This window comes from Faecalibacterium sp. HTF-F (genome assembly GCF_023347535.1).
Taxonomy (GTDB): Bacteria; Bacillota; Clostridia; order Oscillospirales; family Ruminococcaceae; genus Faecalibacterium; species Faecalibacterium wellingii.
This window is the reverse complement of record NZ_CP094473.1, coordinates 1,719,241-1,746,088: the sequence shown is the minus strand read 5'-3', so window position 1 is coordinate 1,746,088 and position 26,848 is coordinate 1,719,241. Positions and strand designations below refer to the sequence as shown.

Genomic DNA, 26,848 nt, shown 5'->3' with positions numbered 1-26,848 from the left:
GCTGGCCCGAAGCAATAAAGGAGGTGTACCAAAATGGCCTATGTACCAGTACCAAAAGACCTTTCCAAAATCAAGACAAAGCTGGCCTTCAATCTGACGAAGCGCCAGCTTGTTTGTTTTTCCAGCGCGGCGGCGGTGGGCCTCCCGGCCTACCTGTTTTCCCGTGGCAGTATCGGGAACAGTGCCGCCATGTTCCTGATGATCGGCCTCATGCTCCCGTTCTTCTTTCTGGCTATGTATGAACGAGACGGTCTGCCGCTGGAAAAAGTGCTGAAAAACATCATCCGCACCCGGTTCCTCTATCCCCGTGTGCGGCCTTACAAAACCGAAAACTTCTATGCGCTGCTTAGCGCCAGAAAGGAGGCGCAGCCGATTGCGAAACAGCAGAAGGGCCGGAAAGCCCGCAGGCAGAAAGCCTGAAAAACAGGGCCTTACCGGCCTGTTCACGAAAGGAAAGAACATTCCCACCACCGCCCAGCAGACCCTCCCTTACCGGGAAATGTACCGGGACGGCGTGTGCCGGGTAGCGGACCGCTATTACACCAAAACCATTGAATACGAGGACATCAACTACCAGCTCGCACAGTCCGAAGATCAGGCAGCCATCTTTGACGGGTGGAGCGCCTGCCTCAACTACTTTGACAGCAGCCTTCCGTTCCAGCTTTCCTTCCTCAACCACCGGAGCCGCCCGGGCAGCCGGTACAGCGTGAACATCCCCATGCAGGACGATGATTACAACAGCGTCCGGTGTGAGTATGTGGAAATGCTGGAAAACCAGATCGCCAAAAGCAACAACGGCATTGTCCGCACAAAGCTCCTGACCTTCGGCGTGAATGTGGACGACCTTCCCACCGCCAGGGCAAGGCTGGAACGTGTAGAGGCGGACATTTGCGGGAACTTCAAAAAGCTGGGCGTCAAGTGCCGCTCCCTTTCGGGGCTGGAACGGCTGGAGCTTCTTCACGGGCAGCTCCACCCCGGCAGCGGCTCCCCCTTCCGGTTTTCATGGGATATGATCCCCAAAACCGGGCTTTCCACCAAAGACTTTATCGCCCCGGACAGCTTCGACTTCCGTTTCAGCCGTCTGTTCCGGGTGGGGACGACTTGGGGTGCCGCCTCCTACTTGCAGATTTTGGCCTCGGAGCTCTCGGACAAGCTGCTGGCGGAGCTTTTGGAAATGGATGCGGAAATGACCATCACTCTCCATATCCAAACCGTCGATCAGGCCGCCGCCGTAAAATCCATCAAGGCCAAAGTCTCCGACATTGACAAGATGAAGGTGGAGGAACAAAAGAAGGCAGCCCGGTCAGGGTACGACATGGACATACTTCCACCCGACCTTGTAACGTACAGCAACGACGCAAAGACCCTCTTGGAAGATTTACAGAGCCGGAATGAGCGAATGTTCCTTCTGACCTTCCTTGTGGTAAACATGGCCCCGACCCGCCGGGAGCTGGACAATGACCTGTTCACGGTGTCGGGTATCGTCCAGAAATACAACTGCACCTTGAAGCGGCTGGACTTCCAGCAGGAGGATGGTTTTCTTTCCAGCCTTCCGCTGGGCCATAACGGCATTGAGATCAAGCGCGGCATGACGACCAGCTCCACGGCCATTTTCGTTCCCTTTATGACGCAGGAGCTCCGCATGGATGGCGAAGCCGTCTATTACGGGCTCAACGCACTTTCCCATAACGTCATCATGGCAAACCGGAAAAAGCTCAAAAACCCCAACGGCCTGTTCCTCGGCGTGCCGGGCTCCGGCAAATCCTTTGCCGCAAAGCGGGAGCTTGTGAACGTGTTCCTTGCCACCCGTGACCGGATCATTGTGGTGGACCCGATGGGCGAATACTCGCCCCTTATCAAGCGGCTGGGCGGACAGGTCATCGAGATCGCCCCGGACAGCCCCCACCACATCAATCCGATGGACATTGACCTGAGCTTTGACGAGGAAAACCCGATGGCGCTGAAAGCCGACTTTATCCTGTCGCTGATGGAGCTAATCGTTGGCGGCAAGGATGGCTTGCAGCCGGTGGAGCGGACCGTCATTGACCGCTGTGTACGCCAGATGTACCGGGAACATTTGCAGGACCCGGAAACAAGCAAAATGCCGACCCTCCAAACCCTGTATGACCTGCTCTGTTCCCAGCCGGAGGGCGAGGCGGTACGGCTGGCAACTGCCCTTGAAATCTATGTGTCGGGTTCCCTTAACGTGTTCAACCATGAAACCAATGTGGACTTAAACCGCCGTCTGGTATGCCTTGACTTAAAAAAGCTGGGGGCCGGGCTTCGGACGATTGCCATGCTCATTATGCAGGACTTGGTAAACTCACAGGTGTCCATGAATTTCCTCCGCGGTATCGCTACATGGTGCTACTTCGACGAGTTCCATGTGCTGCTCCGTGACCGGCTGACGGCAAGCTACTGTGTGGCGATCTGGAAAATGCTGCGAAAAAAAGGGTGCGTTCCCAGTGCTTTAACGCAGAACGTGAAGGATTTTCTGGCAAGCCCGGAGATCGAGAACATCTTTGAAAACTCGGACTTCCTTGTGCTGCTCTCGCAGGCACAGGGGGACCGGCAGATTTTAGCCAAACAGCTTGGGATCAGCCCCCACCAGCTTTCCTATGTGACCCATACCAATTCCGGCGAAGGGCTGCTGTTCTTCGGGAATACCACCATCCCGTTTGTTGACCGCTTCCCGCAGAATACCGAGCTGTACGCCATTATGACCACCCGCCCGGAGGACAAAAAACAGGAAATGAACCGGGCATAACGCACTTCGGGCCATGATGGCCCGAGGTTTGGAAAGGAGGGATACATCATCGGAAAGAAACCGGATAAACGGAATTTTCAAAGGCCGGGGCCGACGGAGGATACCGGGAGCAATCGCCCCGGACCGGCTGAACGGGAAGGGCCTTCCCCCGCACCATCCCGACGCCTGCGGTTTAAGAACGAGGATACCGGGCAGGACAGTCCTTCGGGCCATGATGGCCCGAAGTCCAAAAGCGGCAAGTTTCAAGAGGACAGCCGGAAAAGCCGTCCCTCTGACCGCATGAGGCAGGAAGATGAAGCGGGCGGGCCGCAGGATACCGGCAAGGCACAGGAGCCGGAGGGCTCCGCCGAGAAGGCCGGGAGCAAAAAGGACAAGTACCAGAAAGCACAGGCAAAAGCGGAACACGCCGGGGAAAAGCTGGGAAAGGCCCGGGAGAAACTGGACAAGACCGAGGCAAAACGGGCAGCGAAGAAGCCGCCGGGGCTTGCAAAAAAGGCAGTCCGGGGAGCCCGCACCGAAGCATGGTTTTATCTCCACAACAAAATCCACGAAGTTGAGCATGAAAATGTGGGTGTGGAAGGAGCCCATAAGTCGGAACTTGTGGCCGAGGCCGGAGCCCGGAAACTGACCCGGTATGCCAAACGGAGATACCGGGAACACCCGGCCCGGAAGGTGGCAAAGTGGGAACGGAAGGACATAAAAGCCCGGGCCAATGTGGATTTTCAAAAGATGGCCTCCGATCACCCGGAGCTTGCCAGCAATCCGCTTTCCCGTGCGCAGCAGAAATGGAAACTGAAACGCCGGTATTCCAAAGAAGCAAAGGCGGCTGCAAAACAGGGCGCAAAGGCCGCAAAGAAAACCGCTGCCGCTTCGGGAACTGCGACCCGTCGGGCGGCGCAGTTTGTGACCCGTCATCCCGTGGCGGTGCTGGTCCTGCTCCTGCTGTTGCTGCTCTGTTTTCTTGTGTCGGCGGTAAGTTCCATCTTCCCCACGCTTGGCAGCGGCCTCGCCAATGTGTTATCCGGCACCTCCTACGCCTCGGAGGATACGGACCTGCTGGGGGTGGACGAGGACTACACAGCGCTGGAAAACGAGCTGGCGCAGACGGTAGCGAACATCGAAAGCACCCATCCCGGCTATGACGAGTACCGCTATTCCGTGGACGAGATCGGCCATAACCCCTATGAGCTGGCGTCCTATCTCTCGGCAAAGTACCATGTGTATTTCCGTGAACAGGTGCAGGACGAGCTGCGGGAGATTTTCGAGGCACAGTATGAACTGACCTTGACGGAGGAAGTCGAGATACGCTACCGCACCGAAACCAGCACCGACCCGGAGACCGGGGAAACCACCACCGAGGAAGTTCCCTATGAGTATTACATTCTCAATGTGACCCTCACAAACAAGACGCTGCCTGCCGTGATCCTGCCGAGGCTTAACGAACAGCAGCGGGAAATCTACACCGTTATGCAGCAGCTCAAAGGCAACAAACCCTATCTGTGGGAAGGGATTTACAACGGTGGCGAAGATACCGGCCCCAGCTATGAGATACCCGGCGAGGCGCTGGATGACCCGGCTTTTGCGGCGCTCATGGAAGAAGCCACAAAGTACATCGGCTGGCCCTATGTGTGGGGCGGCTCCAGCCCGTCCACCTCCTTTGACTGTTCGGGCTTTGTCTGCTGGGTGTACACGGCCAGCGGCGTCCACAACCTGCCCCGTACCACGGCGCAGGGCATTTACAACCAGTGTGCTATCATTTCTCCCTCCGAGGCAAAGCCCGGCGACATTATCTTTTTCACGGGAACCTATGACAGCCCCGGCCCTGTATCCCATGTGGGGATTTATGTGGGCGACGGGATGATGCTCCATTGTGGTTCGCCCATCCAATACGCAAACATCAATTCAAGCTACTGGCAGACACATTTCTATGCCTTCGGGCGTTTGTGAGCCAGAGGAAAGGAGTCCTTGCATGAACAAAATCGACAAGCTCGATAAGGAACTGGAAAAAGCCCGGGAGAAGGCCGCCGAATGGCAGGCCAAAATCCGGGAGCTGGAAAAGCAGAAACAGGAGGAAGAAAACAGCCAGATCGTGCAGGCGGTGCGCTCCCTCAAACTGACGCCCGCCCAGCTTATGGCTTTTCTGAATGACCCCAAAAACAGCCTTACCGCTTCGGGCCATACTGACCCGAAGCCGGAGGCACCCGAAAAGGAGGACACGGCCCATGAAGAAAACTAAATTTCGCAGGCTGGCGGCGATGGCTGCCAGCCTTTTGTGTTGCCTGATCTTTACAGTCCCGGCTTATGCACAGAGCAGCGAGCCGCAGCCGGAGACAGCTCCCTCCCCGGCAGAAACCGAAGCAGAGCCGGAAACCCAGAACCCCTTTACCCCGGACGGGACGGGAACCGTGGTGGACAACGCCACCGACGAGGATGGAAAGGAGTTCTACACCATCACCACAGCAGACGAGAGCGTGTTTTATCTGGTGATCGACAAACAGAAAACCAGCGAGAACGTCTATTTTCTCAATACCGTTACCACAGACGACCTTCTGCCTCTTGCTGAACAGGGTAAGGAACCGCCCAAAGAAGTGACCCCTGAGCCAGAGCCAAAGCCCACCGAACCGGTGGAGGAAGTACCGGAACCCAAGCCGGAGAAAAAGGACAGCCCCCTTCTCTCTCTGCTCCTGATCGGTGCGGTGGTGTTGGCCGGCGGTGGGATTGGTTACTATTTCAAGATTTACAAGCCGAAGCATGAGGCCCCGGATTTGGAAGATGATTACTGCGAATATGAGGACGGGGAGCTGGAGGAGATCGCAGAGGAACCCGATGACGAAGATACCCCGCCGTGGGAGGAAGATACGGAGGAATGAGAATGAATTTTACAAGCAGCCCTTTTGAACGAATGATGAAGGAAGTACCGCACCCCGGCTGGAACAATGACGACCCTTGTAAGGGATGCCGTTACTACAAGGAGTGCAAAGGAAAGAAAAAACAGTGCCGGAAGAAGTTCCGGGCGCTGATCGTGGAGCCCCGCCCTTCGGGCCATCGTGGCCCGAAGTCTTAAATGGACGCCCGGGAGCTGACCCGTGACGAGAAGAAGAAAATCCGTTCTCTTGTCATGGGGATGTGCGCCAACTATGACCGGGAAAGCGGCCTGTGCCTTCCTCTTGACTGTGCCTGCTATATGCTGCACAAGTGCTGGACAGGGGCGTACTGCCGTTACTTCCGTGAGGCTGTCCTGCCCCTTAACCCGGAGCTTCAAGCGGCGCTGACAACGGAAGGCATCTCCCCGGAGCTGCGGGCCTGTGCGGTCTGCGGAAAGGCATTTCTGCCCGAGGGGCGTCAAGCCTACTGCTCCGACGCCTGCAAGGCCGAAGGGAACCGACGGAAAAGCCGGGAACGCATGAGGAAAATGCGGGAGAAAAGGCCGGGCGGCTGTTACGATTTGCCGCCTCCAAAGGCTTGACATTCCGGGCTTTTTTGAGGGTGTTTCCGGGGTGGAATATCTTATTACATTCCTCCCCGGTCTGCCCTCTTATTTCGTAACATCCAGCACTTCGGGTCATATTGGCCCGAGGCACAGAAAGGAGGGATCTCTTGGAGACCGTACAAGGATATGTGATTTTGAAAACTGCCGCCTTTGAAACCGGACACGGCTTTGCGCTGGGGCATAATCCGGGAGCACCGAGCCCCTTTGTGACCTGGCAGTTTACCGAGGGGGAAAACGGCCATCGGGATTACTACTGGGGCCGCTATGGAACCAGTCAGGCGTGGGCGCAGAGGGACTTTGACCGCCGGGTGGACGACTATCAGCAGCTTTACCATGCGGCGGTCAAGCATACCGAGCTGGGACCGGAGGGCGTTTACCGCTATTATTCCACCCAGCGACCCGTGGACATAGGCACCTACCCGAAGCCGCCGGATAACCAGCCTCTTTCCATCGTCAACTACGATGATGACAGGCGGCGTCCTGTGGCAGACGGCAGGCTGATGGCATGGGGCGAACTGACCTACGCAAAGCCGCTGACCGAAAAGCAGATAGAGGATTATGAGCTGAAACCAGCACCGGGCAATCCTGACCGGGTGCGCCCATCCATTACCGCCCGGCTCAAAGATGGAACCAGAGGGCAGGAACCCCCGAAGGAGCCCGGCCAGAAGCGGAGCCATAAAAACCATGAGGAACGATAAAGGAGGATCGCCATGCACGAAAAAGACAACTATCTGAAAACCGCCGAGCTCTCCACAGAGCAGAACTGCAACATGATCGACGGCGTACCCAACAACACGCCCATCCAACCCACGCCCCCGGAGCTGGACGCAAAGCCGCTGGACAAGGTAAAGGAGCCCAAAGAGCGCCGGAAAGGCCGGGAGCTGGAACTCTGATGGAGAACCGCAAGCGGAATGTCCATCTGCACGTTATGGTAACGCCGGACGAGCTGGCGGCCATCCATGAGCGGATGACCGAGGCGGGCATTTCCAACGCCGGGGCTTATGTACGGAAAATGGCTCTGAACGGGTATATCCTGCACATCGACCTTACGCCCGTAAAAGAGCTGATCTCTCTGCAACGGCGCTGTTCCAACAATCTCAATCAGGTCGCCGTACACGCACACACCTATGGCGTGTACCCGGAGGAAATCGACGGATTGAAGCGGGACTATGAAAAGCTGTGGGGCGAGGTGTCAAAGGTGTTGCGGGAGCTTTCCGAGCTGGTGGCAAAGTAAGACGAGGGCGGCAGGTTCCGATGTTGGGACCTGCCGCCTTGTTCTTTTTACCATCTATATCTATGTTTCCGAAAATGTAATTCCCGAAGTCCAGCCTCTTTACAAATAGACGATAGAATTTTTAGTATTTCTTCTCGTGTAGAATTAAGCCATTCAGCAAGCTCACGATCATAGAAACAATAAGCGACATCTTCGCCTGTGCCATATGTCGAATAGGCTTTTTCCTTTTTGGCTATTTTCAATCGTCTGCGAATTGCTGTTAGCATATCAGTGATAGTATAGAGTTTTTCTCTCCATAAAGAGTTTTGGACAGAAGATTTTCCATCAGCCTGTTTTAATATGGAGCCATCACGAGTTCTTAGTACCCCTGTATTCAAGGCAATCAGCGTATCTTCAATCGCTTTATCAAAATCCTCCATTCGACCTTCTTGATAAATGTCATCTTGAAAGGCTGGACGATTAAAGCACTCCAAATAAAATTGGACAAGCTCTTTATCTTTTTCAAAGGCAGGTGTGGAAGAAGTAGTTTCGACTTCCAAAATTGCTGTCTGTTCTGCAAGCTGCTTCCAACTTTGTAGCAGTTCTTTAGGATAACGAGTAATATCCGTATCAATCAATTTAGAACAAGACTGGCATAACCAAATTCCATTTTCAAACGACTTTCTTTCTTCGGGTGTCATAGAATCGTCATAGCGTGGACCGCCTTGAGCCGCTGCACAGATATGAGCTGCTACCCCTATATTTGTAATTTTTTCAGGATTGGTATTTGCCCCACAAGTCAACTTTCGGCAAGCAGGATTACTACATCTTCTACCAACCCGATTTGCCAGTAATTCCTTTGTTGCTGAAGTAAAGTCGTCTCTGCTGTTCCCCATGTTCATCACCTCGTCTAACCAAAATATTGATTTCATTATATCATAACTTTTTAGATAAAACCATCAAGCTTCGGGCCAGCATGACCCGAAGTTTTAGGACAGGATTTACTAATCTTTCGCAACATTTATGTCCCCGGGCAGGCATGATAAAATAGAGGTAGAAAGGATAGATAAAGGAGGTTTTGAAGATGAAGATACTGCTGAAAATATTGGTTGCTCCCTTTGCTTTGGCGCTGTCCCTTCTGGCGGCTCTGCTGGTGTTTCTGTTTGAGATTTGTGCCGTCCTGCTGACGATTGCCTCTGTGATCCTGGCGGTGCTGGGTGTCGCTCTCTTTTTCACGCCGACGCCCATAGGCGGGATTGTATTTCTGTTTCTTGCCTTCCTTCTTTCGCCGTATGGACTGCAAGCGGCGGCGGGCTCCCTTCTTTGGGCGCTGGATGGAGGCAAATCCGCTCTGTACCGGTTTCTGGCAAGTTAAACAACCTCGGGCCATGTTGGCCCGAAGTCGGGGCGGTCTGAATAGGCCGCCCCTTTCTCATGGAAAGGAGGGATGATTTCTGGCTACCACAACTTTGTTGCAGCGCCATGCGGGCGAAGGCGAAACGATTGCCGAGGCAATCCGGGATTGTCTGGACTATGGCAAGGACCCGGAGAAAACAGAAAGCGGAAAGTATATCTCCGCTTATGAATGTGATCCGGCCACCGTGGCAGACGAGTTCCTTTTGGCAAAGGCCAGCTATGCCGCTATGACGGGCCGAGAACAGAAAAAAGAAAATGATGTGCTGTGCTATCAGATACGACAATCCTTCTATCCGGGTGAGATCACCCCGAAGGAGGCGAACCGTATCGGCTATGAGCTGGCTATGCGCTGGACAAAGGGGCGGCACGCATTTATCGTTACCACGCATACTGACAAGCAGCACATCCATTGTCACATTTATTACAACTCCACCATCCTTGACTGTACCCGGAAATTCCGAAACTTTTGGGGTTCCAGCTTTGCCCTCCGTCGGCTCTCTGACAGGCTGTGTCTTGAAAACGGGCTGTCCATTGTGGAGAACCCGAAGCCCCGGAGCAAGGGCAAGTATCGGAACTATGGGGAGTGGCAGAAAGACCGGAAAGGGCCGCTTTCCTATCAGGACCGACTGCGCCTTGCCATTGATACCGCACTGGCCGAGCGCCCCGCCGATCTGGATGAATTTCTTGCCCTGATGAAACGGGCCGGATATGAAGTCAAGAAGGTTCGGGGCGGCGGTATCAGTTTCCGGCTGACCGGGCAAGGGCAGGAACGCTTCACCCGTCTGCGTGCCTCCACGCTGGGGGACGGCTACGACTTGCAAGATGTTTTGGCCGCCATTGAGGGCAAAGAAAAACGCCCCGGGCACTCGGAGCGGAAAATCAGTCTGGCGGTGGATATTCAAGCAAAGCTGGCTGCCGGTAAGGGGCCGGGATATGAACGCTGGGCGAAGGTATTTAACATTAAGCAGATGGCCGCCGCTCTTGCCTATATACAGGACAATAACCTGACCGATTATGAGCAGTTGGCGAAGAAAGCCACCGAGGCGGCAGACCGTTTCCATGTTATTTCCGAACAGGTCAAGCAGACGGAGCAGGCCATGAAAACCAATGCCGGGCTAAAGGCCGCAACGGTTCAGTATGCCAAAACCCGTCCAGTCTTTGAGCAGTATAAGGCGACGAAGTACAGCCGGAAATTCCTTGCGGAGCATGAGGCCGACCTTGAACTGTACCGGGCTGCACAAACGGAAATGCGCTCTCTGCTGGGCGGGGCGAAGCTCCCCAAAATGGATGTGCTGAAGGAAGAAGGCCGTAAGCTCACAGCAAAGAAAAAACAGCTCTATGGAGAATATCAAAAGGCACGACGGGATATGCAGGAGATCGTCACGATCAAAGCGAACATTGACACTCTGATGGGCTACACCGAATCGGGAAGAAAGCAGGAAAAGGAGCGTTAAGGTTATGAAAACAAGGAGCAAAGCGACGCTGACACTTCGGGCCATGTTGGCCCGAAGATACGGGTTTGGGGCGAGCCCCAACAAGCCGCCTTTGTGCCACTTGTGGCCACAGAGGCATTGCTTGCCACTTAGCGGCAGCCCCTAAAATGGCGCAAAAAAACAGAGGCCCTTATTCTGGAACCTCCGTTTCTCTGGCTTTCTTAATGCCCTCGGCTGTGGCTTCTATCACGACAAGCTCTTTTTCGTTCATGGAGTTTAGAAGAACATCAATGTGCTTTCTGCAAGAACTTGACCTTGCCCCTCCGTCCGCATGAATAAACTGGTCAACTGAAACGTCAAACATAGTAATGAGTTTAACAAAAAGGTCGAAGCTGGGATACTGACCTTTGTTCTCAATATTCATAATGGTACGGGAGTCACGGTCTACTAATTCCGCAACATAGGCTTGTGTCCAGCCCTTTTCTTCTCTGGCTCGTTTGAGAGCTGCCCCGAGGCCGTGAAAGTCAAATCTTCTTTCATCTTGGTTCATTCTCATATCACCCTATATCATTCTACATTTCGGGTTGAATTATGAGAATGTAATGAAATTTTACATTAAGTAGTATTTCATTTCACGGGAGATATATAGCCTATTTGAATTGCTTTTGTTACTGCCTCTACCGTAGACCCAACCTGCAACTTTTCAAAAATATGCTGTAAGTGATTTGATACTGTCCGTTCACTAATAAAAAGTTGTTTGGCAATTTCTTTACGCTTGGCACCAGTTGATACCAATTCGAGAACTTTCTTTTCTCCCTCTGTCAAATCTTCAATAAATATTTTTTCCTGTGGGAAATAAGTAGTTCCATTTCTGATAGCCATTAAAATATGGAGCAGTTCATCCGGTTCCACATCTTTACTGATAAATCCTTTTGCACCAATTCGTTTTGCCTCTTTATGATAAACAGGGAGATTATAGCCAGAGAGAATAACTATTTTTTGTTCTGGAAAATGTTTCAATAAATGTTGTGTGAGCATTAAACCATCCTCATTCGTCAGCCCCCCTAGGTTAATATCAATCAGTAAAATGTCTGGTTGCTCTGTGGTAATATGATTTTCCAAATTTTTAATATCTTTTGTGCTGGAAAATTGATCGATTTCTGGAAAATCACACAGGGCGATTGAAAGACTTTTGGCAAAAAGCGCATGGTCATCGACCAACAAAACTCGCATAAGATTCCTCTCCTTTCATGGGAATTAAGAGATTGATATTTGTTCCACCTCCCGGATTTGCTCTAATCGTCATTTTGCCATTCAAAAAGGCCACCGACTCCTGAATAGAAGCAAGTCCGTGATGAAGGATGTTCTCGTCAGGTATTTTTGAAAATCCTGTTCCATTGTCTGACACTTGCAGGGTAATCATATCTTGTTCCTGTTGCAGTTTCACATCAATTCTTACTGCATGAGAATGTTTGAGGGCATTTACGGTCAACTCTCTTGCAAACCGACAAATTAACATAGTGTATGGTTCCACCAAAAAAATATCGTCTCTGCAATCCAAAACAACTAAGGTGTCACTGTCATTAGTAATAGAGTCCAGAACACTTTGAAGATTCTCTTTGAATGTCAAGTTCTTTAATAATTTTGGATGATATGCCTGCATCTGGAACCGTATGGAAGATGTGAGTTTCCGCAACGTATCTTCCAGCAGTTGCTGAATTTCAATCTGGTTAGCTTTATGCACCAGGTTTTTCATGGAAAGAAGATCCTGTAAAATATCGTCGTGCAGGTAATTGGTAAACTCTTTTCGGAGAGCTTCTTCATGCTTGATTTGTGCTACTGTGTATTCATAAAATGAAGAAACTTCATCTGAGGTGTTATCTTCCAATTTTCCTGCTTTCCAGAACAATAGCAGGCGATAAAGCAATACCCAAAACACAAGCAGATAAATCAGTGTAATCACCGTTAAAATAGGCAAATCAAATAACCATATGGTCAACAGGAAACTGGTCATACACACAAAAAGAAAAATAGCAATTACAGACCTGCTTAATGAAAAAAATGTCTTTTGCTTATGATCTGCCCCAAAAATAATACTGTGTATAGTTACAAATGTAAGCACAACGATCAGATATAACCCCATCTGTTTAACATAACTCTCTTTCCTAGAAAAAGCTGTCATGTAGCACATAAATGGGAGCAGAACAAAGAACACTGAAAATAATAGCTGCTTTCTTTGACTCCTTAAAATAAACCATATTCGTTTACGATGAACTACGGATATGGCAATGCACCAGACGAAGGAAAATAGAAACTGAATGTTATAGAGGATATAAAACCATCGTCTGTCAAAGAAAAAGCTCATAGTTGCTGTAAAGCAAAGTATCGCTATCCCAGATAGGAATATCTTCCTTCCCTTGTAATTGACGCCCTGAAAAAGAAACGCCTGTACAAAGTTCACCAGCTGATACAAACAGACTGGAAGAATCACAACTGATGCTATGTCTGCAAGGGAATATGAAGCAAACAAAGATAATCCAAAGTGCCATCCAAATAACACTAGGAGAATTGCAAATTGTGACAGGACAGGATTCCCTCTTATATTTTTACCGGATATGTTGTAGCCATCCCAAAACAGAAATGTGAGAAGTCCAATATGAACGATATTTTCTACCGGTATTGTAGCTTCGATTGTATTCATTACGCACAGAAACACGATAAGCAATAGCTGATTGAGAATCATCAAGCCTTGTCTTAGCATATATTTTCGTTTCACAGCAACACCTCCTTGCTTTTCTCTATTTTACTCTACTTGTGCCATATCCGCAAGAAAATGAAATGGAGCAATCACCGTAGGCAGTCGGGATTCATACTGGATTCCAACTGCCTACGATGCTATTAGTTTATCGCTGCTTTATAGCAGGAATATTTAGTTATCTGATAGTAGATAAAATAAATGATAGAAAAAATTCCGATAGCTAAGGCTATGGGCAGGATAACCTCGCCTGCCTGACCCAGCACATCATCCATCAATGCAGATTTATAACATACAATAGCAAAAATGCTGTGTAACATACCCATCACATAAGGGATCACAAAGTAAATTTGTATTTGCCGACGGACGCATCTTTTTATCGTATCCCTGCTATAACCCATGCGCTGAAGGATGTTGTAATCATCCCGATCGTAGGAGACAGCAGATAGATTTTGAAAGTAGAGGATGCTACCGGTTGCGATCAGGAAGATGATGGTTGCAAATGCAATCAGCAGATAGGTGGAACTGTTCAGCTGGACAATTTCAGTCTGCCGCTGCCATGCACTTGTAAGATAAATGTTTTCGGGCATAGCACCTTTCAAAATCGTATAGGCAGTCCCATCAGAACGGGTCGTTCCTCCGTTGATGCTGACAACAGTGATCTGTTCAGGCTGCCCGCTTGCTATGGTCTGATAAAGCCGGTCAGAGACAAGAAGCGTAGCAACACTATTTGCAAACCCGATAGGATTATTCAAGGTGGTCTGAACAACTGTCACATCCGTTGTGCCTCCATTGCCAATGTTCAGGCGATAAACAGCACCAACATCCTTGTTTTCCGGGTCTGGGCGATATTTCACTAAAACACATTCTGTATCACTAAGCTCAGAAATCGTACTTTCTTTTCCCTGACTGCTTAATAAAGTATTGTAGTCTGTCAGACTCATACATTCAAAACCCGGAGTCCGTATTTCTTCGCCGCTAATGTTATATTCATAGGGAAGATGATCTGATATGGCTGTGGTTTTGAGTAAGGTGGTTTCTTGTACCTGGCATTCCTGTCCATTTAGAGCCTTAGCTAATGCCTCCAATGCGTCTTTACTCTGCTGTTCGTCCTCAATCCGGTATTCAATGGCAGAAGGAATGATTCGCTCCACAGCTCTGTAAGGATACCAGACTGAAAGTGTGGTTGCCCCAAAAACGGCAAGTGTTCCGGCAGCAAGCAAAACCAAAAGAATCAGCGATTTTGCATTGGAGCGGATGCGGTGCATAAATTTAGGAACTACAATAATTGTATTTTCCCGGTACAGAACGCTATGGCGATTTTTGATACATTGGCATACAAAGGGAGCAAAAGAATAAATGGACAATACTGTGCCAACTACTACCAGCACCAGTGTCAACAATGCAATAGGATAAAATCCAATTGTTGTCCAGACAGAGCGAGCACCCCGAACCATGTCCAATGCCAGAGCATATCCACCGAGCAGAGAAATAATTCCTATGACGGAAAAAATGATGTTCGGACAAACAGGTTTTTCCACCTTTTTTTCTAGTCGGACTAAATCCAAAAGGGTTGATTTTAGAAGCAATACTGCATTGGAAACCGTAAGGGTAAGCAGCACAGCAAGGATAAACAGGAAAATCAAACTGACAGCATGAGGATTGATAAACGGAATTGCCCCCATATCAATCGTCAGACCAAGCAAAGCAACAATTCCTGCCGTTACGCCGATGTGCAGCAGGCTACCAGCTAAAATGCCAATGAACAATCCCCCAAGGCAAATGAAAATATTTTCTATGGTTAGCAGACAAAGCATATCCACTTTGCGGTATCCAAGTAGGGCATAAATCCCCAATTCTTTCATTCGGCGGCGCATGAAAAAGTTGTTCGAGTAGAACATATAAAACACAACAAACGCCATGATGAATACTGCGACTACGCTGCACATCATTTCTACGCGGCCATCCGATGAGATTTTCGCCATGATAATCTCATTCATAGAAAAAGAAGTAAAGCAAAAGTAAACCATCAAAACGAAAGAAACGGACACAAGATACAGTGAATAAAAGGAAAAGTTTCGTTTCAGGTTTTTTAACGCTATCGTCGTTAAGTTCATATATTCACCCCCCAGTTACCGTTTCTCGTCCTGCCGGGCAGATTCCTGAATAATAGCCTCATAGAAGCACCGGCGTTCAGAATTATGGCGCTGCAACTCGGAGATGATATGTCCATCTTTGAAGTAAAGGATACGGTCTGTATAGCTGGCAGCATAGGGATCGTGTGTTACCATGAGGATTGTGGTTCCCAAAGTATGATTGACCTCTTTCAATGCAGTAAGCAGTTCTGTTGCGGAACTGGAGTCCAGTGCACCGGTGGGTTCATCTGCAAAAATCAGAGGAGGCCGTTTTACCATTGCGCGCGCTGCCGCCACACGCTGCCGTTGACCGCCGGACAATTCGCTGGGATATTTTTTAAGCTGAGAGTCGATCCCAAACAGTTCGGCCAGTTCCTTAACTTTCCTATCAATCTCCTGCGCTGGTTTGTGAAGCAGAGTCAATGGGACTGCAATATTTTCGCGTACAGTAAGACTATCCAGAAGGAAATATTCCTGAAAGATAAAGCCTAGATTGTTTTTACGGAAATCAGCGGCCTGTCTTTGGCCAAGCTTTTCAATATGGGTTTTTCCCATGACAATATGGCCGTTAGTCGGAACATCGATTGTAGATAAAACATTCAGGAGAGTTGTTTTTCCTGAGCCAGACGCACCCATGATGCCTAAAAACTCCCCCTGTGTAACCTCAAAGGAAACATTGTCAAGACCGGGCTTTGGCTGGTTCGGATAGATTTTTGTGATATTTTTTACTTGTAATAGTGTACTCATAATGATTCGCTCCTTTCGTGGTACACGGACAGTATAGCGTGCATAGAAAAAAAGAACATGAGTAAATCACGCAGAAAAGATGCGTGATTTACTCATGCTGAATCCGTACAGTTTTGATATTATATTTTCAAAATAGTGAATATGTATATCTGCCGCACGACGGCAAAAGAAAAAAGCCGTCGTACAGCAGACACATCAACACGCCTATACTATCTTCGGCGGCTTTGAAAAATTCAGAGCCGCCGTTTCTTTTTGCCTAAAATAGAAACCCGACGACCCTTATGCAATCAGCAAGGGCGGCATATAAGGAGGATGCCGCCATGTCTGCGTTAGTGGTTCATAGTACCCATGAGTTACATCAATTAAAAAAAGTCTTGCCCCGCCGCCGGGACAGTCTGGTTATGGATGTGAAAATAAATATCACATAATTGAATATGTATTTTCATGCGTCCGAGTGGCTTCATGCCGCCCGGGCGCTTTTGCGTTCTTATGGGGCGGCTTCGGGTCATGTTGGCCCGAAGCCATTCCCCGGTGCCGCTCACCGCCGCCTTCGTTTCGGTCACTCGTCAACCAACAACCGAAACGGAGGTCAATATGGCTATTATCAATTTGCGGGACTACTACCCATTCTATACATCGGATTGCTTCATGGAAGTATCGGAAGAAGTTGCAGAAATGTTCAAAGAGTTTGATCGTAAAGAGGCGGCCTACCGGCTGCGTACATACCGCCACAAAGCCTACTATTCCCTTGATCGGGATGACGGGCTGGAGCATGAGGCTGTCTTTGTTGCCTTATCTCCCCATGAACTGTATGAGCGGAAAGTGACCATGCAGGAGCTTCATGCGGCGATTGCCAGTCTGCCGGACAAACAGGCAAAACGGATTTATGCTCATTTCATTCTCGGCATGACAAAACAGGACATTGCCCGGGCAGAGGGCGTCCATGAAAAAGTGATTCGTGTCGCAATCGAGCGAGGTCTGCGGCACTTAGAAAAAATTTTGAAAAATTCTTTGTAAGGCGTACCGATTTAGACCGGAAAATGAAATGGTTTATGAGAGGCAAAACACTTCGGGTCACAATGACCCGAGGTTCAGACAAGCCTCATGCAGATTGAAAATTGAATAAAAAGACACCCGGATACGAAGGGGAACGCGCTGTGTGACAGACCCGCCATGACCTCGGATTTCAGAGAATACAGTCTTTGTAAAACTGAGCGAGCGAACAGGTCCATGCCATAGGTGGGGCAAGGCTGGCTCCACCGGAACAGGCGCAGAACCCGGATACTTGCGTTTAGTCACAGTCCGAGCGTTGAAGCGGCTTTGCAAGCCGTGAGCCGTCGCAGGCAATGAGAACGCCTTGCCATCAGAATGGGGAGAGTTGAAATACTATGGGGCATGAAGCCTATGTCCGTCCGGTGTGTCTGAAATGAAGTGAAAACCTATGGGGAGCCCCCGGCAATGCTGTCTGGTGATAGGCCAACCAATCCGGCGTGGCTCCCCATCTTTTCAAAAAAAGGAGCACTTTATGGGAAATGCGTTTGGAATGATCCCCGGCTTGGAACCGGACGAATGGAGCAATGACGCCTGCCGTGGTTATGTCATTATGGCAATGGAGGACTGCGGATTTTCAAAGAAGGATATTCGCCGTGTTGTGGGACAGCTTTATGAAGTATTTGACCTCAACAGCGTGGAGGACGCCAAAGAAAAGTACCATTCCAGTCCTTACTGACCTCGGGTCACATCGACCCGAAGTGGAGAAAGCTCAAAGGGCGGCACCTGCTGGGTGCCGTCTTTTGACATTTCCCCACAGGACAAGCGGGAAAGGCAGGCATATACACGCACTTTCGCAAAGGAGGTTTTCAATGACGCAAGCTGTCACTTATGAACGAGAAACAAAGTCTGTCGCATTTCAAGGGAAGATCATTGTGCTGGAAAGCCTCACGCCGGTACTTCCCCCGAAGGAGAAAGCACAGCGCAAAAAAGAAATTGAGCGTTGTCTTTATGAGGTGTTCAGAAAATATGGGGACAGATTTCCCTAATCATTCGCAACATTGTTGTCCGGGGCTGCTGATGGTATAATATAGTTGTAAGGTTGGTAGCTCCATTCCAACAAGGAAAGGAGCCCAATATGGAATTTATCAGAGAAGATTGTATTTACGCAAGACAGTCAGTAGACCGCAAGGACAGTATTAGCATTGAAAGTCAGATCGACTTTTGCAAGTATGAATTGAAAGGTGGGAGCTGCCGGGTATTCAAGGACAAAGGCTATTCCGGTAAAAATACGGACAGGCCGGAGTTTCAAAAGCTGTTGGGCGAGATCCGCAAGGGAAAGGTCCGGCGGGTCATTGTGTACAAGCTGGACCGTATAAGCCGCTCTATTCTGGACTTTGCAACGATGATGGAGCTGTTTCAAGAGTACGATGTGGAGTTTGTATCATCCACGGAAAAGTTTGATACTTCGACCCCGATGGGCCGGGCCATGCTGAATATCTGCATTGTATTCGCCCAGCTTGAACGTGAGACAATCCAGAAGCGCGTCACGGACGCCTACTATTCCCGTTGCTTGAAAGGCTTTCACATGAGCGGGCAGGCGCCATACGGTTATCAGTTAGAGCCTACTGTGGTAGAGGGTATCCGCACAAAGAAAATGGTTGCCGACCCCGTAGCCGCCGACCATGTTCGGCTGATGTTTGAAATGTACGCTGAACCGGAAACCTCCTTCGGAGATATTACCCGATACTTCGAGGAACATGATATAAAAATTTATGGAAAATCCATGTTCCGTACATTTCTTTCCCAGCTTTTAAGAAACCCCGTTTACGCACAGGCCGATTTGGAGCTGTACGAATTTTTCAAGAGTCAGGGTGCAGCGATTGTCAATGACGCTTCTGACTTTGCCGGAACAAACGGCTGCTATCTCTATCAGGGGCGGGATGTGAAAGAGGACAAGGACAGGTGCTTAAAAGACCAGATACTTGTTATCGCTCCCCATGAAGCACTCATTTCCTCTGACACATGGCTGAAATGCCGGAAAAAACTTATGGAAAATACCACCTTCCAGCAGGGACGGAAACCGAAGAACACTTGGCTGGCCGGAAAAATCAAATGCGGGCATTGTGGGTATGCTCTGAAAGCCACCCATGTACCAAACAGCACCGGATATTTCCGCTGTACCAAACGGACGGAAAACAAAGGCTGTCCGGGCTGCGGGAAAATCCGCAAAGAAGAATTTGAGCAATTCATTTTCTCGGCCATGCAGGAAAAGTTCAAAGACTTTCAGATACTCCACGGCAGAGAGGAAAAAGTCAATCCGAAACTGACCGCCTATCAAGTGGAGCTGGCACAGGTGGAGGCAGAAATTGAAAAGCTGCTGGATACGCTAACCGGAGCCAATGCGACCTTGCTTGCCTACGCTAACAAAAAAATTGAAGAACTGGACACCCGACGCCAGACCATTTCAAAGGCAATCGCTGAATTGAGCGTTGAAACCATATCTCCTCAGCAGATAAAGAAGTTATCCTATTATCTCGACAACTGGGACAGCATAGATTTTGACGACAAAAGAAAAGCCGCCGATGGTTTGATCTCTACAATCAAGGCCACCAGCGACCGTGTTCAGATAGAGTGGAAAATCTGATATTTCCGCTCTATCGCCCCTCATTTCTATTTTATCTCGTTTGTACCCCTTGTACACCGATGTTATAGTCAGCTTTGTACCAGATTCTGTTAGTAGTCCATTTTAATTGGTCACCTTTTGATGTATGTCCGGTTTTGTGAAGGGGGGAAACTGTGTTAAGATTTATTGCCATTACTGATCCTCCTTCTTTAGAATCATGATCCACTGGTGGTCACCAGCCATGCGACCATGTGTTTTCTCAACAATCAATAGTGGATCGTAAAAGGGGAGCTGCATTTCTTTCAGAATGGTTTTAGCGTGGTCACGACTTTTAGGAAAACAGCGGTCTTCCAAAAAACGTTCAAAATCATTCCATGTGGGATTCTCGATGATGCCAAATGCGCGAAGAGGAATCTGATTTGTGTAGTTGCAAATTTTTATTTTTTCATGTTTAAAATCGATGTCGATAGCCGTGCAAAGCTGATCCCGGTTCATAAAATTCATGCGCATTTGAACATCGGGGTCGTTACTGAAATGGTGGGCTTGATTGATTTGGTTGTAGATGGTTTGCCGAGAAACGTTGTATGTGCGCGCAATTTTAACAATGTCCATGCCAGATGCCTGCAATGCAAGAATTTGTGCGCGCTGGGCGTTGGTGAAAGAGTTCTTTCGGCCAGCAGGAGATTTGATACTGGTTGTTGCTTTACGGTATTTTGCAGCATCATCTGAAATCCTACGAAGTTTTTTGATGTCGGTTGTGCCGAACACATTTAAAATCTGCTGTTCAAATGTTTCTGCCATGTCATACCACCTCCAGCTTCTTTTTATAGAGTATAGCAGGAAAATAAAAAACTGTCAACAAATAAATTGTTGACAGTAAAACTACGCATGAAAGCGTATTTCTTAAAAATGTCAAGTGTCACTTAGATAGAATTGTCGGATTGAGTACCTACAGTTACTTTTGAGTGGAAGATACCGTTGGAATCTGGTTTGATTTTATTTTTATCAGGTTCATCTTTATCTGCATTTCTGAAATTCAGAGCAGCGATCAGACAGCCAAATGCGCCCGACCAGATCAGTCCAGCATAAATCCATGATTGGATATGCTTGTGCTGCGGAATGATACTTCTGCCCAGAAAGACCGCATTGCGGAGCGGCTGCTGGTGCTCCAACAGGAATTGCTGAACCGTGCCAACAACCGGGAAGCCTACGATGATGTTGCCGAGGAGATCTTCCATCTGCGAGAGTTGCAGCAGCAGACGGATTCCGATGAAACCACCAAGGCAATCCAGATGGAACGCATCAAGGACTTGCAGGATTTTATCGGGCAGCAGAGAAATGAGCTGACCGAGTTTGATGAAAAGCTGGTCAAACGCTGGCTCCGGCAAATCACGGTCTGGGATGACCACTACACCGTGGAACTGAAGTCTGGAGTTAGTATTGATGTGCCTGTGTGAAAAATGAAAAGAATAGAGGATAAAGCATAGCCGCCAGCGTACAGTGTGATGGATTTTCACATGATACGCTGGCGGCTTTTTGTAATTAAAAATATAAGGAGTATTAGAGAAATTTAGAGGATGAGATCCCACTTCTTTTTGCAGATCTCAATAAGTTCAGACTGTCGTTTCTGTACAATAGCAGGAGTCCATGTGGTGTAATTAAGAACCTGTGTAGTCAGTGCAAAGGAAGAAACACCTTTTGTTTTGAAATACTTTTCCTTTTTGACTGGGAATTCGTAGTTCTGCGCCTGTGAATTCTTTCGTTTGGAAAGCGGCAGAATGTTTCCGAGTTTATGCAGCCACTTTTCTCGCTCGACAGGATCGGGCCAGTCTTTTTCCCATTGACTTCCGGGAGCAACTGTCTGGGGCAGAACATGTTCAATGGTAAGAAGTTTGGAATCATAGTATGCCGAACCATCCGATACAAAGGAGTCGAGCCGGAGTACCAGATAGTTGCGCTTGTTGGAAGTCATCTTATAGACATCGGAACCCAGGCGTGTGAGGAAGTCCTGAATCTCGGCGGCAGAAAGTTCGATAGAGGGACCAAAGTCTGCCACAGCAGGGTTTTCTAGATCGGCTAGAACCTTGGCATAGCGGTCGATTCGGTGGGTAACATCCGTAGAGGAAATGCGCATATAGGCAGCCAAGCGTTCCAGTTTGCTGAAAAAACGCTGTAGAAGCACAGCATTGTCTTTGTGCTTCACATAGTAAAGCATGGCGACTGGAAGCCAATCGGAGTTATCAATCCGGTTCAGCCAGCGGAGTATGTTATTAACATCCTCGGCACCAGCGTAATGACTGCTGGAAATTATGTCATAGGCGTTTGCAAAGGGCTCTAGGGTGTTGTCAATAAAATCAATAGCTATAGGACAGGTGATGGCAGGCAGAACGAACTTGTAAAATTCCTCTTGCAGGGATTTTTTGGCTTTGGCCTTCATCCGGATCATGCGGATATGGCCGAAGAGGTCGTTAAATCCGGATCGGCCAAGCTGAATTTCAAGGGATTCCCATTTTTCATTGTAATCCTGCTGCCGGCTGTCTGGCGTGATGGCTCCAATTACATCTGCCTTGATGATATCAGTGACAAGCAAATCCATACCGCGATTGTTCATGACCGAAAAGATGCGGAACGCAGATTGCTCGGTGGGGGTAGATACTACAATCAGTAGACAGCGCTGTACCAGAAAAGCACCAAAACGAACCAGTTCGGCCTCCGAGGCAAAATTAGCCACTAGAAGGTCCATCAGCAATTTGGCATTGAGAAGAATGTTCTGCTGCGCTTCTGTTGGCAGCATATCAGGATTCAAACCAAACAGTTTATCAAATTGCATTTCCTGCACATAAGTGCAAAAGAAAGGATTGTCCACCTTGCGCAATTGCAGGCGCGGTTTGGGAACGATGCCCTGAGAGGCACGACCGGGTTCGATGATATAGTTTTTGAAATCCGCCCGATTGTCCCCGGTTAGCCTGGAAGTCAGCGCAGCCAGAAGAATCGTCAGAGTGGTAAGACGCTGCTGCCCATCAATCACTTCCGAGTGCGGCTTGTCATCTTCCTTTACAAGAACGATACTGCCAAGAAAATATTGTTCTTCGGAGCTCTCTTCTACATAGAAATCGTGCAAATCGTTGAAGAGTTCTCGCGTCTGGTCTTCCGTCCAGGAATAAGGGCGCTGGAAAGATGGGATATTGTAATCAAAATCGGAACTGAAAATCTTTGCAAGCGGAAATTCGGAACCCTTGATTTTCGTACTCATTTCTGTTTGCTATCCTCCTTTATAGATGACATCTAAATCCTACACTGAATACCCCAAGATACCTGAGTTGCCGGATTTGCTGTTAGCCCAAACATCTAATCCAGAAACTCAATTATCTGTTACCCCTGTGGCTACAATTTAGATACTGTCCAAATTCTCAAAAACCGCCCTCGACCTGTTTCCAAGGACGAGAACGGTTCAGACTGTAAAATGATGTCTAAACAATATTAAACGAATCACCGCACGATATTACTGCGCTTTTGACATCAAGAGTACGCACTCAACGGTTGATTGCGATTCCAAGGGAAATTCTCGAATCTCTTTTCCATTATAGGGAACAGGGAAGGCAAATACAATGTTCCGAATCCAGTTGCCATTTGGCTGTTTTTCCGGGAAAATATCAATGCGCTCGATGAAGGCGCGCATGAATTCCTTTTGCTCCACCTCAGTGGCGGCATTGTAGACTTCATCGAAGGCCAGAAGCAGGTGATAGATGTTGTCAGCTGTGATCTTCTCCTGATGAATGTCATCAATCTGACCTTGGATTTCAGCGAGCTGGGTTTCCATGTCCTCAATCAGTTCATATTGCTCATCGTAACGTCGCTGCAAATCCAAAGACTTACGGTCATAATAGGGATCATTAAAGTCCAGTGTGTCCATCTGGTGCTCCAGACGAGATTTCGTACTGAGTCGCTGGCGGAGCTGCACTTTGATTGCATCGGCCTGACGGTCTAACTCGCTGGTATCGACTGCGGAACCGATTTTCTCTTTGATGGCATCTACGAAGCGTGGGTCGTGAACCATAGCGGATACGATGGATGCGACCATCTGATTGATTTCGTTCTGTTCAATGTTCAACCGGAAAGAACATTCGTGTCCAGTCTGCCCTTTGATACTCTTGCAGAAGTAGTAGTAACGAGTTTTGTTATCCTTGCTGTGAGCCTTAGAGACATTTCCGTACAGATTCCGTCCACAGCAGGGGCATTTCAGAATGCCGGAAAGAATATGTGCGTGGTCTGGGTCGCGGACCTTTTCACGCCGCCCTGTGGTACGCTGACGCTTTGTCTGTGCAAGATTCCAGTCGTCCTCGGAAACGATGGCTTCATGTTGACCGACATAGACGGGAAACTCGGATTGCTTCACAACGTGCATTTCGTTTCGAGTGCCGAGTTTCTTTTCAACCTTGCGGCGACCAAATGCAATCTTACCGCAGTAAATGGGATTGTCCAGAATACCTCTAACAAATACAGCAGAAAACTTTGGGATAGTTCCATTCTGACGGAGCTTTTTCACATACCCATGGGTGTTCAGATACCGGGCAATACCTGCTACACCATCGTTGGTATGGATAAAGCGGTCAAAAATAACACGGATAACTTCCACTTCATCGTCTGCAATCGAAAGCTCGCCATTTTCCAGCCTATAGCCATAGGGTGCAAAGCCGCCGTTCCATTTGCCCTCACGGGCTTTTTGTTCACGGCCGGCCATCGTTTGAGCACGGATATTCTCACGTTCGATTTCAGCAACAGCAGAAAGAACGGAAATCATTAACTTGCCGGAATCTTTGGAACTGTCGATGCCATCTTCTACGCAAATCAAATTGACACCGAAATCCTGCATAAGCTGCAAGGAGTTCAGAACATCGGCCGCATTGCGCCCAAAACGGGAGAGTTTGAATACCAGAACATAAGAAACGCCGTCTTTACAGTCTTGCACATCTCGCAGCATCTGTTGAAATTCGTGCCGACCTTGAATGTTCTTACCGGAAAATCCTTCATCAGAATATTCTCCAGCAATGACCATATCTTCATAATCGGCATATTTGCGCAGCTTTTCACGCTGTGCATCAAGGCTGTAACCGTCCACCTGCATGGCCGTAGATACGCGAGTATAAATGTAGCATTTGGTGCGTGCTTTTTTCATAAGAAATCCTCACTTTCAGCGGTTGGTTGTTGTGTGAGATTTTCATGCTGGATATAATACTCTAGCAACCGGAGTACATACTCTGGCGCATGGCGGTGGCCGAGTTCCCATTCTGTTACAGTGCGGTAGGGAATTTGGAAGAAAGTGCAAAACTCCCGGCGGTTCATCCCGGTCGATTCGCGCAGTTCGAGGATTTTGTCTTTGCAGTCCATAAAGTTGCCCTCATATATATAAAACACGCTACGCAATTATTTTAACATAAAAATAAAAATTACGCAACGTGTAAATTTGCTTATGCAGCTTTATTGTTGGTCGCGCAAAGCGGAGACTCCTTTTGCTCCAGTACAGTTGAGCCATATTTTTGAATCAGCTTTGCCATAACATCGATACAGCGTACAAAGGATGCATTGTCAGTTTCGGTGTCATAGTATTTTTTCAATAGGCAACTCCATTTCCTTGTAGCAGAACTTTGACAGTCCAGGCGGATTTTTAGAAATATTTTTTGATTCATCCGATTAAACTTTTTAAGCGTTCCAGCTTTTCCTGTGCGTTCTCCTTCCGTAAGCTGACCCCAATGCAGGAGATCGGAATGCACATTTCCAGCAGGCGGTCATAGATGCGGGCATGGGCGGTATCCTGTGGGTATCGTATCTCGCCCAGCGTCAGGTTGGTGGTGACGATCAGCGGCTTCCGGCTGCGGTATCGGCTGTCCACGATGTTGTAGATCTGTTCCAGTGCGTATTCGGTGCCACGTTCCATGCCGAAATCGTCAATGATGAGCAGGGGGTAGCGACAGAGATTGTCCACAACATCGTTCCGCCCGGAAAAGCTGCTGTTCAACTCGTTCAGGATTCGGGCAAAGTTTGTCATACGCACAGGCACTTCCTGCTCCATCAGAGCGTTTGCAATGCACCCGGCAAGGAAACTCTTGCCGGTGCCTACACCACCCCAGAGAAGAAGCCCAAGGTTCTCTGCGCGCATGGTCTGCCATTGCTCTACATAGCGGTGTGCGTGGTGCATCTGTGGGCTGCGGCCATTGTCGTTTTCAAAGGTCCAGTCCAGCATTGACGGGTCAGAAAATCCCTCTGCTTTCAGCCGCCGCACAAGGTCGTTGTGCTTTTGCTGGCTGATAAGGGCTTCTTGTTTTTCTCTTTCCGTGCGCTGGCAGATGCATTCGATTGGGTGCTTGTTTTTGCCCATCAGGGCAATGCCCTTTGCAAAGAACGCTTCTTTTGGGGTGTGACACTTTCCACAATGAAGCAGGCCGTCCTTGCCATAATAATCATCGGTGTTTTCGGGAATACTGGATGGGAGCTGTTCCAAAATTTTTTCGATCGTCTTTATAGGCTTTCTCCTTCCCTGAATGTGTAGTCCGGGATGCCCGGTGCTTGCTTTTGTTCCGACTTTTGCCGTTTTGCCCAGATGCGCAGGGTAGCGGCATGGTCGGCATATTTTTTGCCGGTGGACTGGATATAAGCTGAAAGCTGTTCGATCAGGCCATCTAGTCCGGAAAAGTCGGCTTTGAGCCGCTTGTACTCCATCTCTGTTAAAAAGACGTTTTGATATTCGCCAAAGGTCAAATGAGCAGCTGTTGTTTTTATCAGGTGGTTATCTTTCAGGTTGTTCTTATTACGTTGGTTAGTGGAACACTTTTGTTCCGTGGAAGGTATCATTTCTGTTCCATCGCATAGGGCAGAATCGTTCCATGCAAAGGAACATTTTTGTTCTGTCGGGACTTTTACAAAGATGCTGTTGGGCACAGTAATGCGACCTCTTCTGCGCTCGATCAGATCGGCATCCTCCAGTGAGCGCAATGCACGTTTAGTGCTCATGGTACTGCATCGCAGGGCTTCGCTCAATGATGAAATGGGAAAAATTACATAGACGAAGCCGCGCTCATCCATCCAGTTGTTCTTTTGGGAAAGTGTTGCCCGGTCCAGCAGCAGGGTGTAGAGCAATTTTGCTGTGTGGCTCAGGTCTGTATCCAGTAGAAAGCGAGCATAGGGCAGATATTGCGGCAAAGGTGTAGTAACAGTCAGGTAGTCGGAAATAAAATTCACCTCCAGTGTTTTTTCATCAAACAAATTTTTGGAAAGCATT

29 protein-coding genes are annotated in these 26,848 nt (G+C 48.7%); 17 read left to right on the top strand and 12 right to left on the bottom strand.

What is annotated here, in order from left to right; all coding sequences use genetic code 11:
* Window positions 1-33 precede the first annotated feature (33 nt).
* From MTP37_RS08345 to MTP37_RS08300, 10 genes are all read left to right on the top strand, one after another.
* Window positions 34-420, top strand: coding sequence for a PrgI family protein (locus MTP37_RS08345; RefSeq protein ID WP_003500106.1), 387 nt, complete (start codon window positions 34-36; stop codon window positions 418-420).
* The gene (locus MTP37_RS08340) at window positions 338-2,767 is read left to right on the top strand and encodes a VirB4-like conjugal transfer ATPase, CD1110 family (RefSeq protein WP_370866625.1); all 2,430 of its coding nucleotides are present in this window, start codon (window positions 338-340) and stop codon (window positions 2,765-2,767) included. Before MTP37_RS08345 ends, MTP37_RS08340 begins: the two co-directional genes overlap by 83 nt.
* 279 nt (window positions 2,768-3,046) lie before the next feature.
* Window positions 3,047-4,714 (top strand): C40 family peptidase, encoded by a 1,668-nt coding sequence (locus tag MTP37_RS08335; protein WP_249236860.1) that lies wholly within the window; start codon window positions 3,047-3,049, stop codon window positions 4,712-4,714.
* Between the two features lie 22 nt (window positions 4,715-4,736).
* The gene (locus tag MTP37_RS08330) at window positions 4,737-5,003 is read left to right on the top strand and encodes a DUF4315 family protein (RefSeq protein ID WP_005927622.1); all 267 of its coding nucleotides are present in this window, start codon (window positions 4,737-4,739) and stop codon (window positions 5,001-5,003) included.
* Entirely contained in the window at window positions 4,990-5,637 is a 648-nt protein-coding gene (locus tag MTP37_RS08325; RefSeq protein WP_173892476.1) for a DUF4366 domain-containing protein, read from the top strand. Before MTP37_RS08330 ends, MTP37_RS08325 begins: the two co-directional genes overlap by 14 nt.
* Window positions 5,638-5,639: 2 nt before the next feature.
* Window positions 5,640-5,831 carry a hypothetical protein gene (locus MTP37_RS08320; RefSeq protein ID WP_330413212.1) on the top strand — a complete coding sequence of 64 codons (192 nt, stop codon included), beginning with the start codon at window positions 5,640-5,642 and terminating at the stop codon, window positions 5,829-5,831.
* Window positions 5,832-6,233, top strand: coding sequence for a cysteine-rich VLP protein (locus MTP37_RS08315; RefSeq protein WP_249236858.1), 402 nt, complete (start codon window positions 5,832-5,834; stop codon window positions 6,231-6,233).
* 131 nt (window positions 6,234-6,364) lie between these two features.
* The gene (locus tag MTP37_RS08310; RefSeq protein ID WP_249236857.1) at window positions 6,365-6,955 is read left to right on the top strand and encodes a defense against restriction DarA-related protein; all 591 of its coding nucleotides are present in this window, start codon (window positions 6,365-6,367) and stop codon (window positions 6,953-6,955) included.
* Between the two features lie 12 nt (window positions 6,956-6,967).
* Entirely contained in the window at window positions 6,968-7,150 is a 183-nt protein-coding gene (locus tag MTP37_RS08305) for a DUF4316 domain-containing protein (RefSeq protein ID WP_249236856.1), read from the top strand.
* Window positions 7,150-7,491 (top strand): plasmid mobilization protein, encoded by a 342-nt coding sequence (locus tag MTP37_RS08300; RefSeq protein WP_154277157.1) that lies wholly within the window; start codon window positions 7,150-7,152, stop codon window positions 7,489-7,491. The genes MTP37_RS08305 and MTP37_RS08300 overlap by 1 nt, the downstream gene beginning before the upstream one ends.
* 47 nt (window positions 7,492-7,538) lie before the next feature.
* Here the strand turns inward: MTP37_RS08300 and MTP37_RS08295 are convergent, their stop codons facing one another.
* Window positions 7,539-8,366, bottom strand: a complete 828-nt coding sequence (locus MTP37_RS08295; RefSeq protein ID WP_249236855.1) for an HNH endonuclease — start codon at window positions 8,364-8,366, stop codon at window positions 7,539-7,541.
* A gap of 188 nt (window positions 8,367-8,554) precedes the next feature.
* On the opposite strand from MTP37_RS08295, the gene MTP37_RS08290 reads away from it, so the two are divergent.
* Entirely contained in the window at window positions 8,555-8,845 is a 291-nt protein-coding gene (locus MTP37_RS08290) for a CD1845 family protein (protein WP_118564839.1), read from the top strand.
* Between the two features lie 94 nt (window positions 8,846-8,939).
* Complete coding sequence (locus MTP37_RS08285; protein ID WP_437443556.1) at window positions 8,940-10,340, top strand: relaxase/mobilization nuclease domain-containing protein; 1,401 nt, start codon at window positions 8,940-8,942, stop codon at window positions 10,338-10,340.
* Between the two features lie 169 nt (window positions 10,341-10,509).
* Here the strand turns inward: MTP37_RS08285 and MTP37_RS08280 are convergent, their stop codons facing one another.
* The 5 genes from MTP37_RS08280 to MTP37_RS08260 form a co-directional block, all read right to left on the bottom strand.
* Window positions 10,510-10,875: a helix-turn-helix transcriptional regulator gene (locus MTP37_RS08280; RefSeq protein ID WP_004064252.1), complete on the bottom strand. Its 366-nt coding sequence runs from the start codon at window positions 10,873-10,875 to the stop codon at window positions 10,510-10,512.
* A gap of 71 nt (window positions 10,876-10,946) precedes the next feature.
* A complete protein-coding gene (locus MTP37_RS08275; protein ID WP_249236854.1) occupies window positions 10,947-11,552 on the bottom strand; it encodes a response regulator transcription factor in 606 nt (201 codons plus the stop codon).
* Window positions 11,530-13,095, bottom strand: a complete 1,566-nt coding sequence (locus tag MTP37_RS08270; RefSeq protein WP_249236853.1) for a sensor histidine kinase — start codon at window positions 13,093-13,095, stop codon at window positions 11,530-11,532. The genes MTP37_RS08275 and MTP37_RS08270 overlap by 23 nt, the downstream gene beginning before the upstream one ends.
* Window positions 13,096-13,217: 122 nt before the next feature.
* The gene (locus tag MTP37_RS08265) at window positions 13,218-15,191 is read right to left on the bottom strand and encodes an ABC transporter permease (RefSeq protein WP_249236852.1); all 1,974 of its coding nucleotides are present in this window, start codon (window positions 15,189-15,191) and stop codon (window positions 13,218-13,220) included.
* 15 nt (window positions 15,192-15,206) lie between these two features.
* Window positions 15,207-15,956, bottom strand: coding sequence for an ABC transporter ATP-binding protein (locus MTP37_RS08260; protein WP_249236851.1), 750 nt, complete (start codon window positions 15,954-15,956; stop codon window positions 15,207-15,209).
* Between the two features lie 594 nt (window positions 15,957-16,550).
* Between MTP37_RS08260 and MTP37_RS08255 the strand changes: the two genes are divergently transcribed.
* From MTP37_RS08255 to MTP37_RS08240, 4 genes are all read left to right on the top strand, one after another.
* A complete protein-coding gene (locus MTP37_RS08255; protein WP_249236850.1) occupies window positions 16,551-16,973 on the top strand; it encodes an RNA polymerase sigma factor in 423 nt (140 codons plus the stop codon).
* A gap of 508 nt (window positions 16,974-17,481) precedes the next feature.
* Window positions 17,482-17,685, top strand: coding sequence for a hypothetical protein (locus tag MTP37_RS08250; RefSeq protein ID WP_044927990.1), 204 nt, complete (start codon window positions 17,482-17,484; stop codon window positions 17,683-17,685).
* Between the two features lie 133 nt (window positions 17,686-17,818).
* Window positions 17,819-17,995: a hypothetical protein gene (locus MTP37_RS08245; protein WP_165483719.1), complete on the top strand. Its 177-nt coding sequence runs from the start codon at window positions 17,819-17,821 to the stop codon at window positions 17,993-17,995.
* 89 nt (window positions 17,996-18,084) lie between these two features.
* The gene (locus MTP37_RS08240; RefSeq protein ID WP_118643589.1) at window positions 18,085-19,593 is read left to right on the top strand and encodes a recombinase family protein; all 1,509 of its coding nucleotides are present in this window, start codon (window positions 18,085-18,087) and stop codon (window positions 19,591-19,593) included.
* A gap of 171 nt (window positions 19,594-19,764) precedes the next feature.
* Here the strand turns inward: MTP37_RS08240 and MTP37_RS08235 are convergent, their stop codons facing one another.
* Window positions 19,765-20,373 carry a helix-turn-helix domain-containing protein gene (locus MTP37_RS08235; RefSeq protein WP_249236849.1) on the bottom strand — a complete coding sequence of 203 codons (609 nt, stop codon included), beginning with the start codon at window positions 20,371-20,373 and terminating at the stop codon, window positions 19,765-19,767.
* A gap of 308 nt (window positions 20,374-20,681) precedes the next feature.
* On the opposite strand from MTP37_RS08235, the gene MTP37_RS08230 reads away from it, so the two are divergent.
* Window positions 20,682-21,029: a hypothetical protein gene (locus MTP37_RS08230; RefSeq protein ID WP_249236848.1), complete on the top strand. Its 348-nt coding sequence runs from the start codon at window positions 20,682-20,684 to the stop codon at window positions 21,027-21,029.
* Window positions 21,030-21,142: 113 nt separating this feature from the next.
* Here the strand turns inward: MTP37_RS08230 and MTP37_RS08225 are convergent, their stop codons facing one another.
* The 5 genes from MTP37_RS08225 to MTP37_RS08205 all read right to left on the bottom strand — a co-directional run bounded on the left by MTP37_RS08225 (window position 21,143) and on the right by MTP37_RS08205 (window position 26,847).
* A complete protein-coding gene (locus tag MTP37_RS08225; protein WP_249236847.1) occupies window positions 21,143-22,825 on the bottom strand; it encodes a DUF262 domain-containing protein in 1,683 nt (560 codons plus the stop codon).
* A gap of 249 nt (window positions 22,826-23,074) precedes the next feature.
* On the bottom strand, window positions 23,075-24,748 hold the full coding sequence (locus tag MTP37_RS08220; protein WP_249236846.1) for a recombinase family protein: 1,674 nt from the start codon (window positions 24,746-24,748) through the stop codon (window positions 23,075-23,077).
* Entirely contained in the window at window positions 24,745-24,960 is a 216-nt protein-coding gene (locus MTP37_RS08215; protein ID WP_097792018.1) for a helix-turn-helix domain-containing protein, read from the bottom strand. The genes MTP37_RS08220 and MTP37_RS08215 overlap by 4 nt, the downstream gene beginning before the upstream one ends.
* Before the next feature lie 295 nt (window positions 24,961-25,255).
* Window positions 25,256-26,092, bottom strand: a complete 837-nt coding sequence (locus tag MTP37_RS08210) for an ATP-binding protein (RefSeq protein ID WP_249238715.1) — start codon at window positions 26,090-26,092, stop codon at window positions 25,256-25,258.
* On the bottom strand, window positions 26,089-26,847 hold the full coding sequence (locus tag MTP37_RS08205; RefSeq protein WP_249236845.1) for a replication initiator protein A: 759 nt from the start codon (window positions 26,845-26,847) through the stop codon (window positions 26,089-26,091). The genes MTP37_RS08210 and MTP37_RS08205 overlap by 4 nt, the downstream gene beginning before the upstream one ends.
* Window position 26,848: the final 1 nt, after the last annotated feature.

Bases quoted from the DNA above. Each gene is read 5' to 3' on its own strand.
- MTP37_RS08295 (WP_249236855.1), bottom strand. From the start codon at position 8,366: ATGGGGAACAGCAGAGACGACTTTACTTCAGCAACAAAGGAATTACTG.
- MTP37_RS08325 (WP_173892476.1), top strand. From the start codon at position 4,990: ATGAAGAAAACTAAATTTCGCAGGCTGGCGGCGATGGCTGCCAGCCTT.
- MTP37_RS08275 (WP_249236854.1), bottom strand. From the start codon at position 11,552: ATGCGAGTTTTGTTGGTCGATGACCATGCGCTTTTTGCCAAAAGTCTT.
- MTP37_RS08340 (WP_370866625.1), top strand. From the start codon at position 338: ATGCGCTGCTTAGCGCCAGAAAGGAGGCGCAGCCGATTGCGAAACAGC.
- MTP37_RS08280 (WP_004064252.1), bottom strand. From the start codon at position 10,875: ATGAGAATGAACCAAGATGAAAGAAGATTTGACTTTCACGGCCTCGGG.
- MTP37_RS08320 (WP_330413212.1), top strand. From the start codon at position 5,640: ATGAATTTTACAAGCAGCCCTTTTGAACGAATGATGAAGGAAGTACCG.
- MTP37_RS08315 (WP_249236858.1), top strand. From the start codon at position 5,832: ATGGACGCCCGGGAGCTGACCCGTGACGAGAAGAAGAAAATCCGTTCT.
- MTP37_RS08245 (WP_165483719.1), top strand. From the start codon at position 17,819: ATGACGCAAGCTGTCACTTATGAACGAGAAACAAAGTCTGTCGCATTT.
- MTP37_RS08235 (WP_249236849.1), bottom strand. From the start codon at position 20,373: ATGGCAGAAACATTTGAACAGCAGATTTTAAATGTGTTCGGCACAACC.
- MTP37_RS08215 (WP_097792018.1), bottom strand. From the start codon at position 24,960: ATGGACTGCAAAGACAAAATCCTCGAACTGCGCGAATCGACCGGGATG.
- MTP37_RS08265 (WP_249236852.1), bottom strand. From the start codon at position 15,191: ATGAACTTAACGACGATAGCGTTAAAAAACCTGAAACGAAACTTTTCC.
- MTP37_RS08305 (WP_249236856.1), top strand. From the start codon at position 6,968: ATGCACGAAAAAGACAACTATCTGAAAACCGCCGAGCTCTCCACAGAG.
- MTP37_RS08260 (WP_249236851.1), bottom strand. From the start codon at position 15,956: ATGAGTACACTATTACAAGTAAAAAATATCACAAAAATCTATCCGAAC.
- MTP37_RS08225 (WP_249236847.1), bottom strand. From the start codon at position 22,825: ATGAGTACGAAAATCAAGGGTTCCGAATTTCCGCTTGCAAAGATTTTC.
- MTP37_RS08240 (WP_118643589.1), top strand. From the start codon at position 18,085: ATGGAATTTATCAGAGAAGATTGTATTTACGCAAGACAGTCAGTAGAC.
- MTP37_RS08330 (WP_005927622.1), top strand. From the start codon at position 4,737: ATGAACAAAATCGACAAGCTCGATAAGGAACTGGAAAAAGCCCGGGAG.
- MTP37_RS08250 (WP_044927990.1), top strand. From the start codon at position 17,482: ATGGGAAATGCGTTTGGAATGATCCCCGGCTTGGAACCGGACGAATGG.
- MTP37_RS08290 (WP_118564839.1), top strand. From the start codon at position 8,555: ATGAAGATACTGCTGAAAATATTGGTTGCTCCCTTTGCTTTGGCGCTG.
- MTP37_RS08220 (WP_249236846.1), bottom strand. From the start codon at position 24,748: ATGAAAAAAGCACGCACCAAATGCTACATTTATACTCGCGTATCTACG.
- MTP37_RS08345 (WP_003500106.1), top strand. From the start codon at position 34: ATGGCCTATGTACCAGTACCAAAAGACCTTTCCAAAATCAAGACAAAG.
- MTP37_RS08205 (WP_249236845.1), bottom strand. From the start codon at position 26,847: ATGCTTTCCAAAAATTTGTTTGATGAAAAAACACTGGAGGTGAATTTT.
- MTP37_RS08335 (WP_249236860.1), top strand. From the start codon at position 3,047: ATGAGGCAGGAAGATGAAGCGGGCGGGCCGCAGGATACCGGCAAGGCA.
- MTP37_RS08300 (WP_154277157.1), top strand. From the start codon at position 7,150: ATGGAGAACCGCAAGCGGAATGTCCATCTGCACGTTATGGTAACGCCG.
- MTP37_RS08255 (WP_249236850.1), top strand. From the start codon at position 16,551: ATGGCTATTATCAATTTGCGGGACTACTACCCATTCTATACATCGGAT.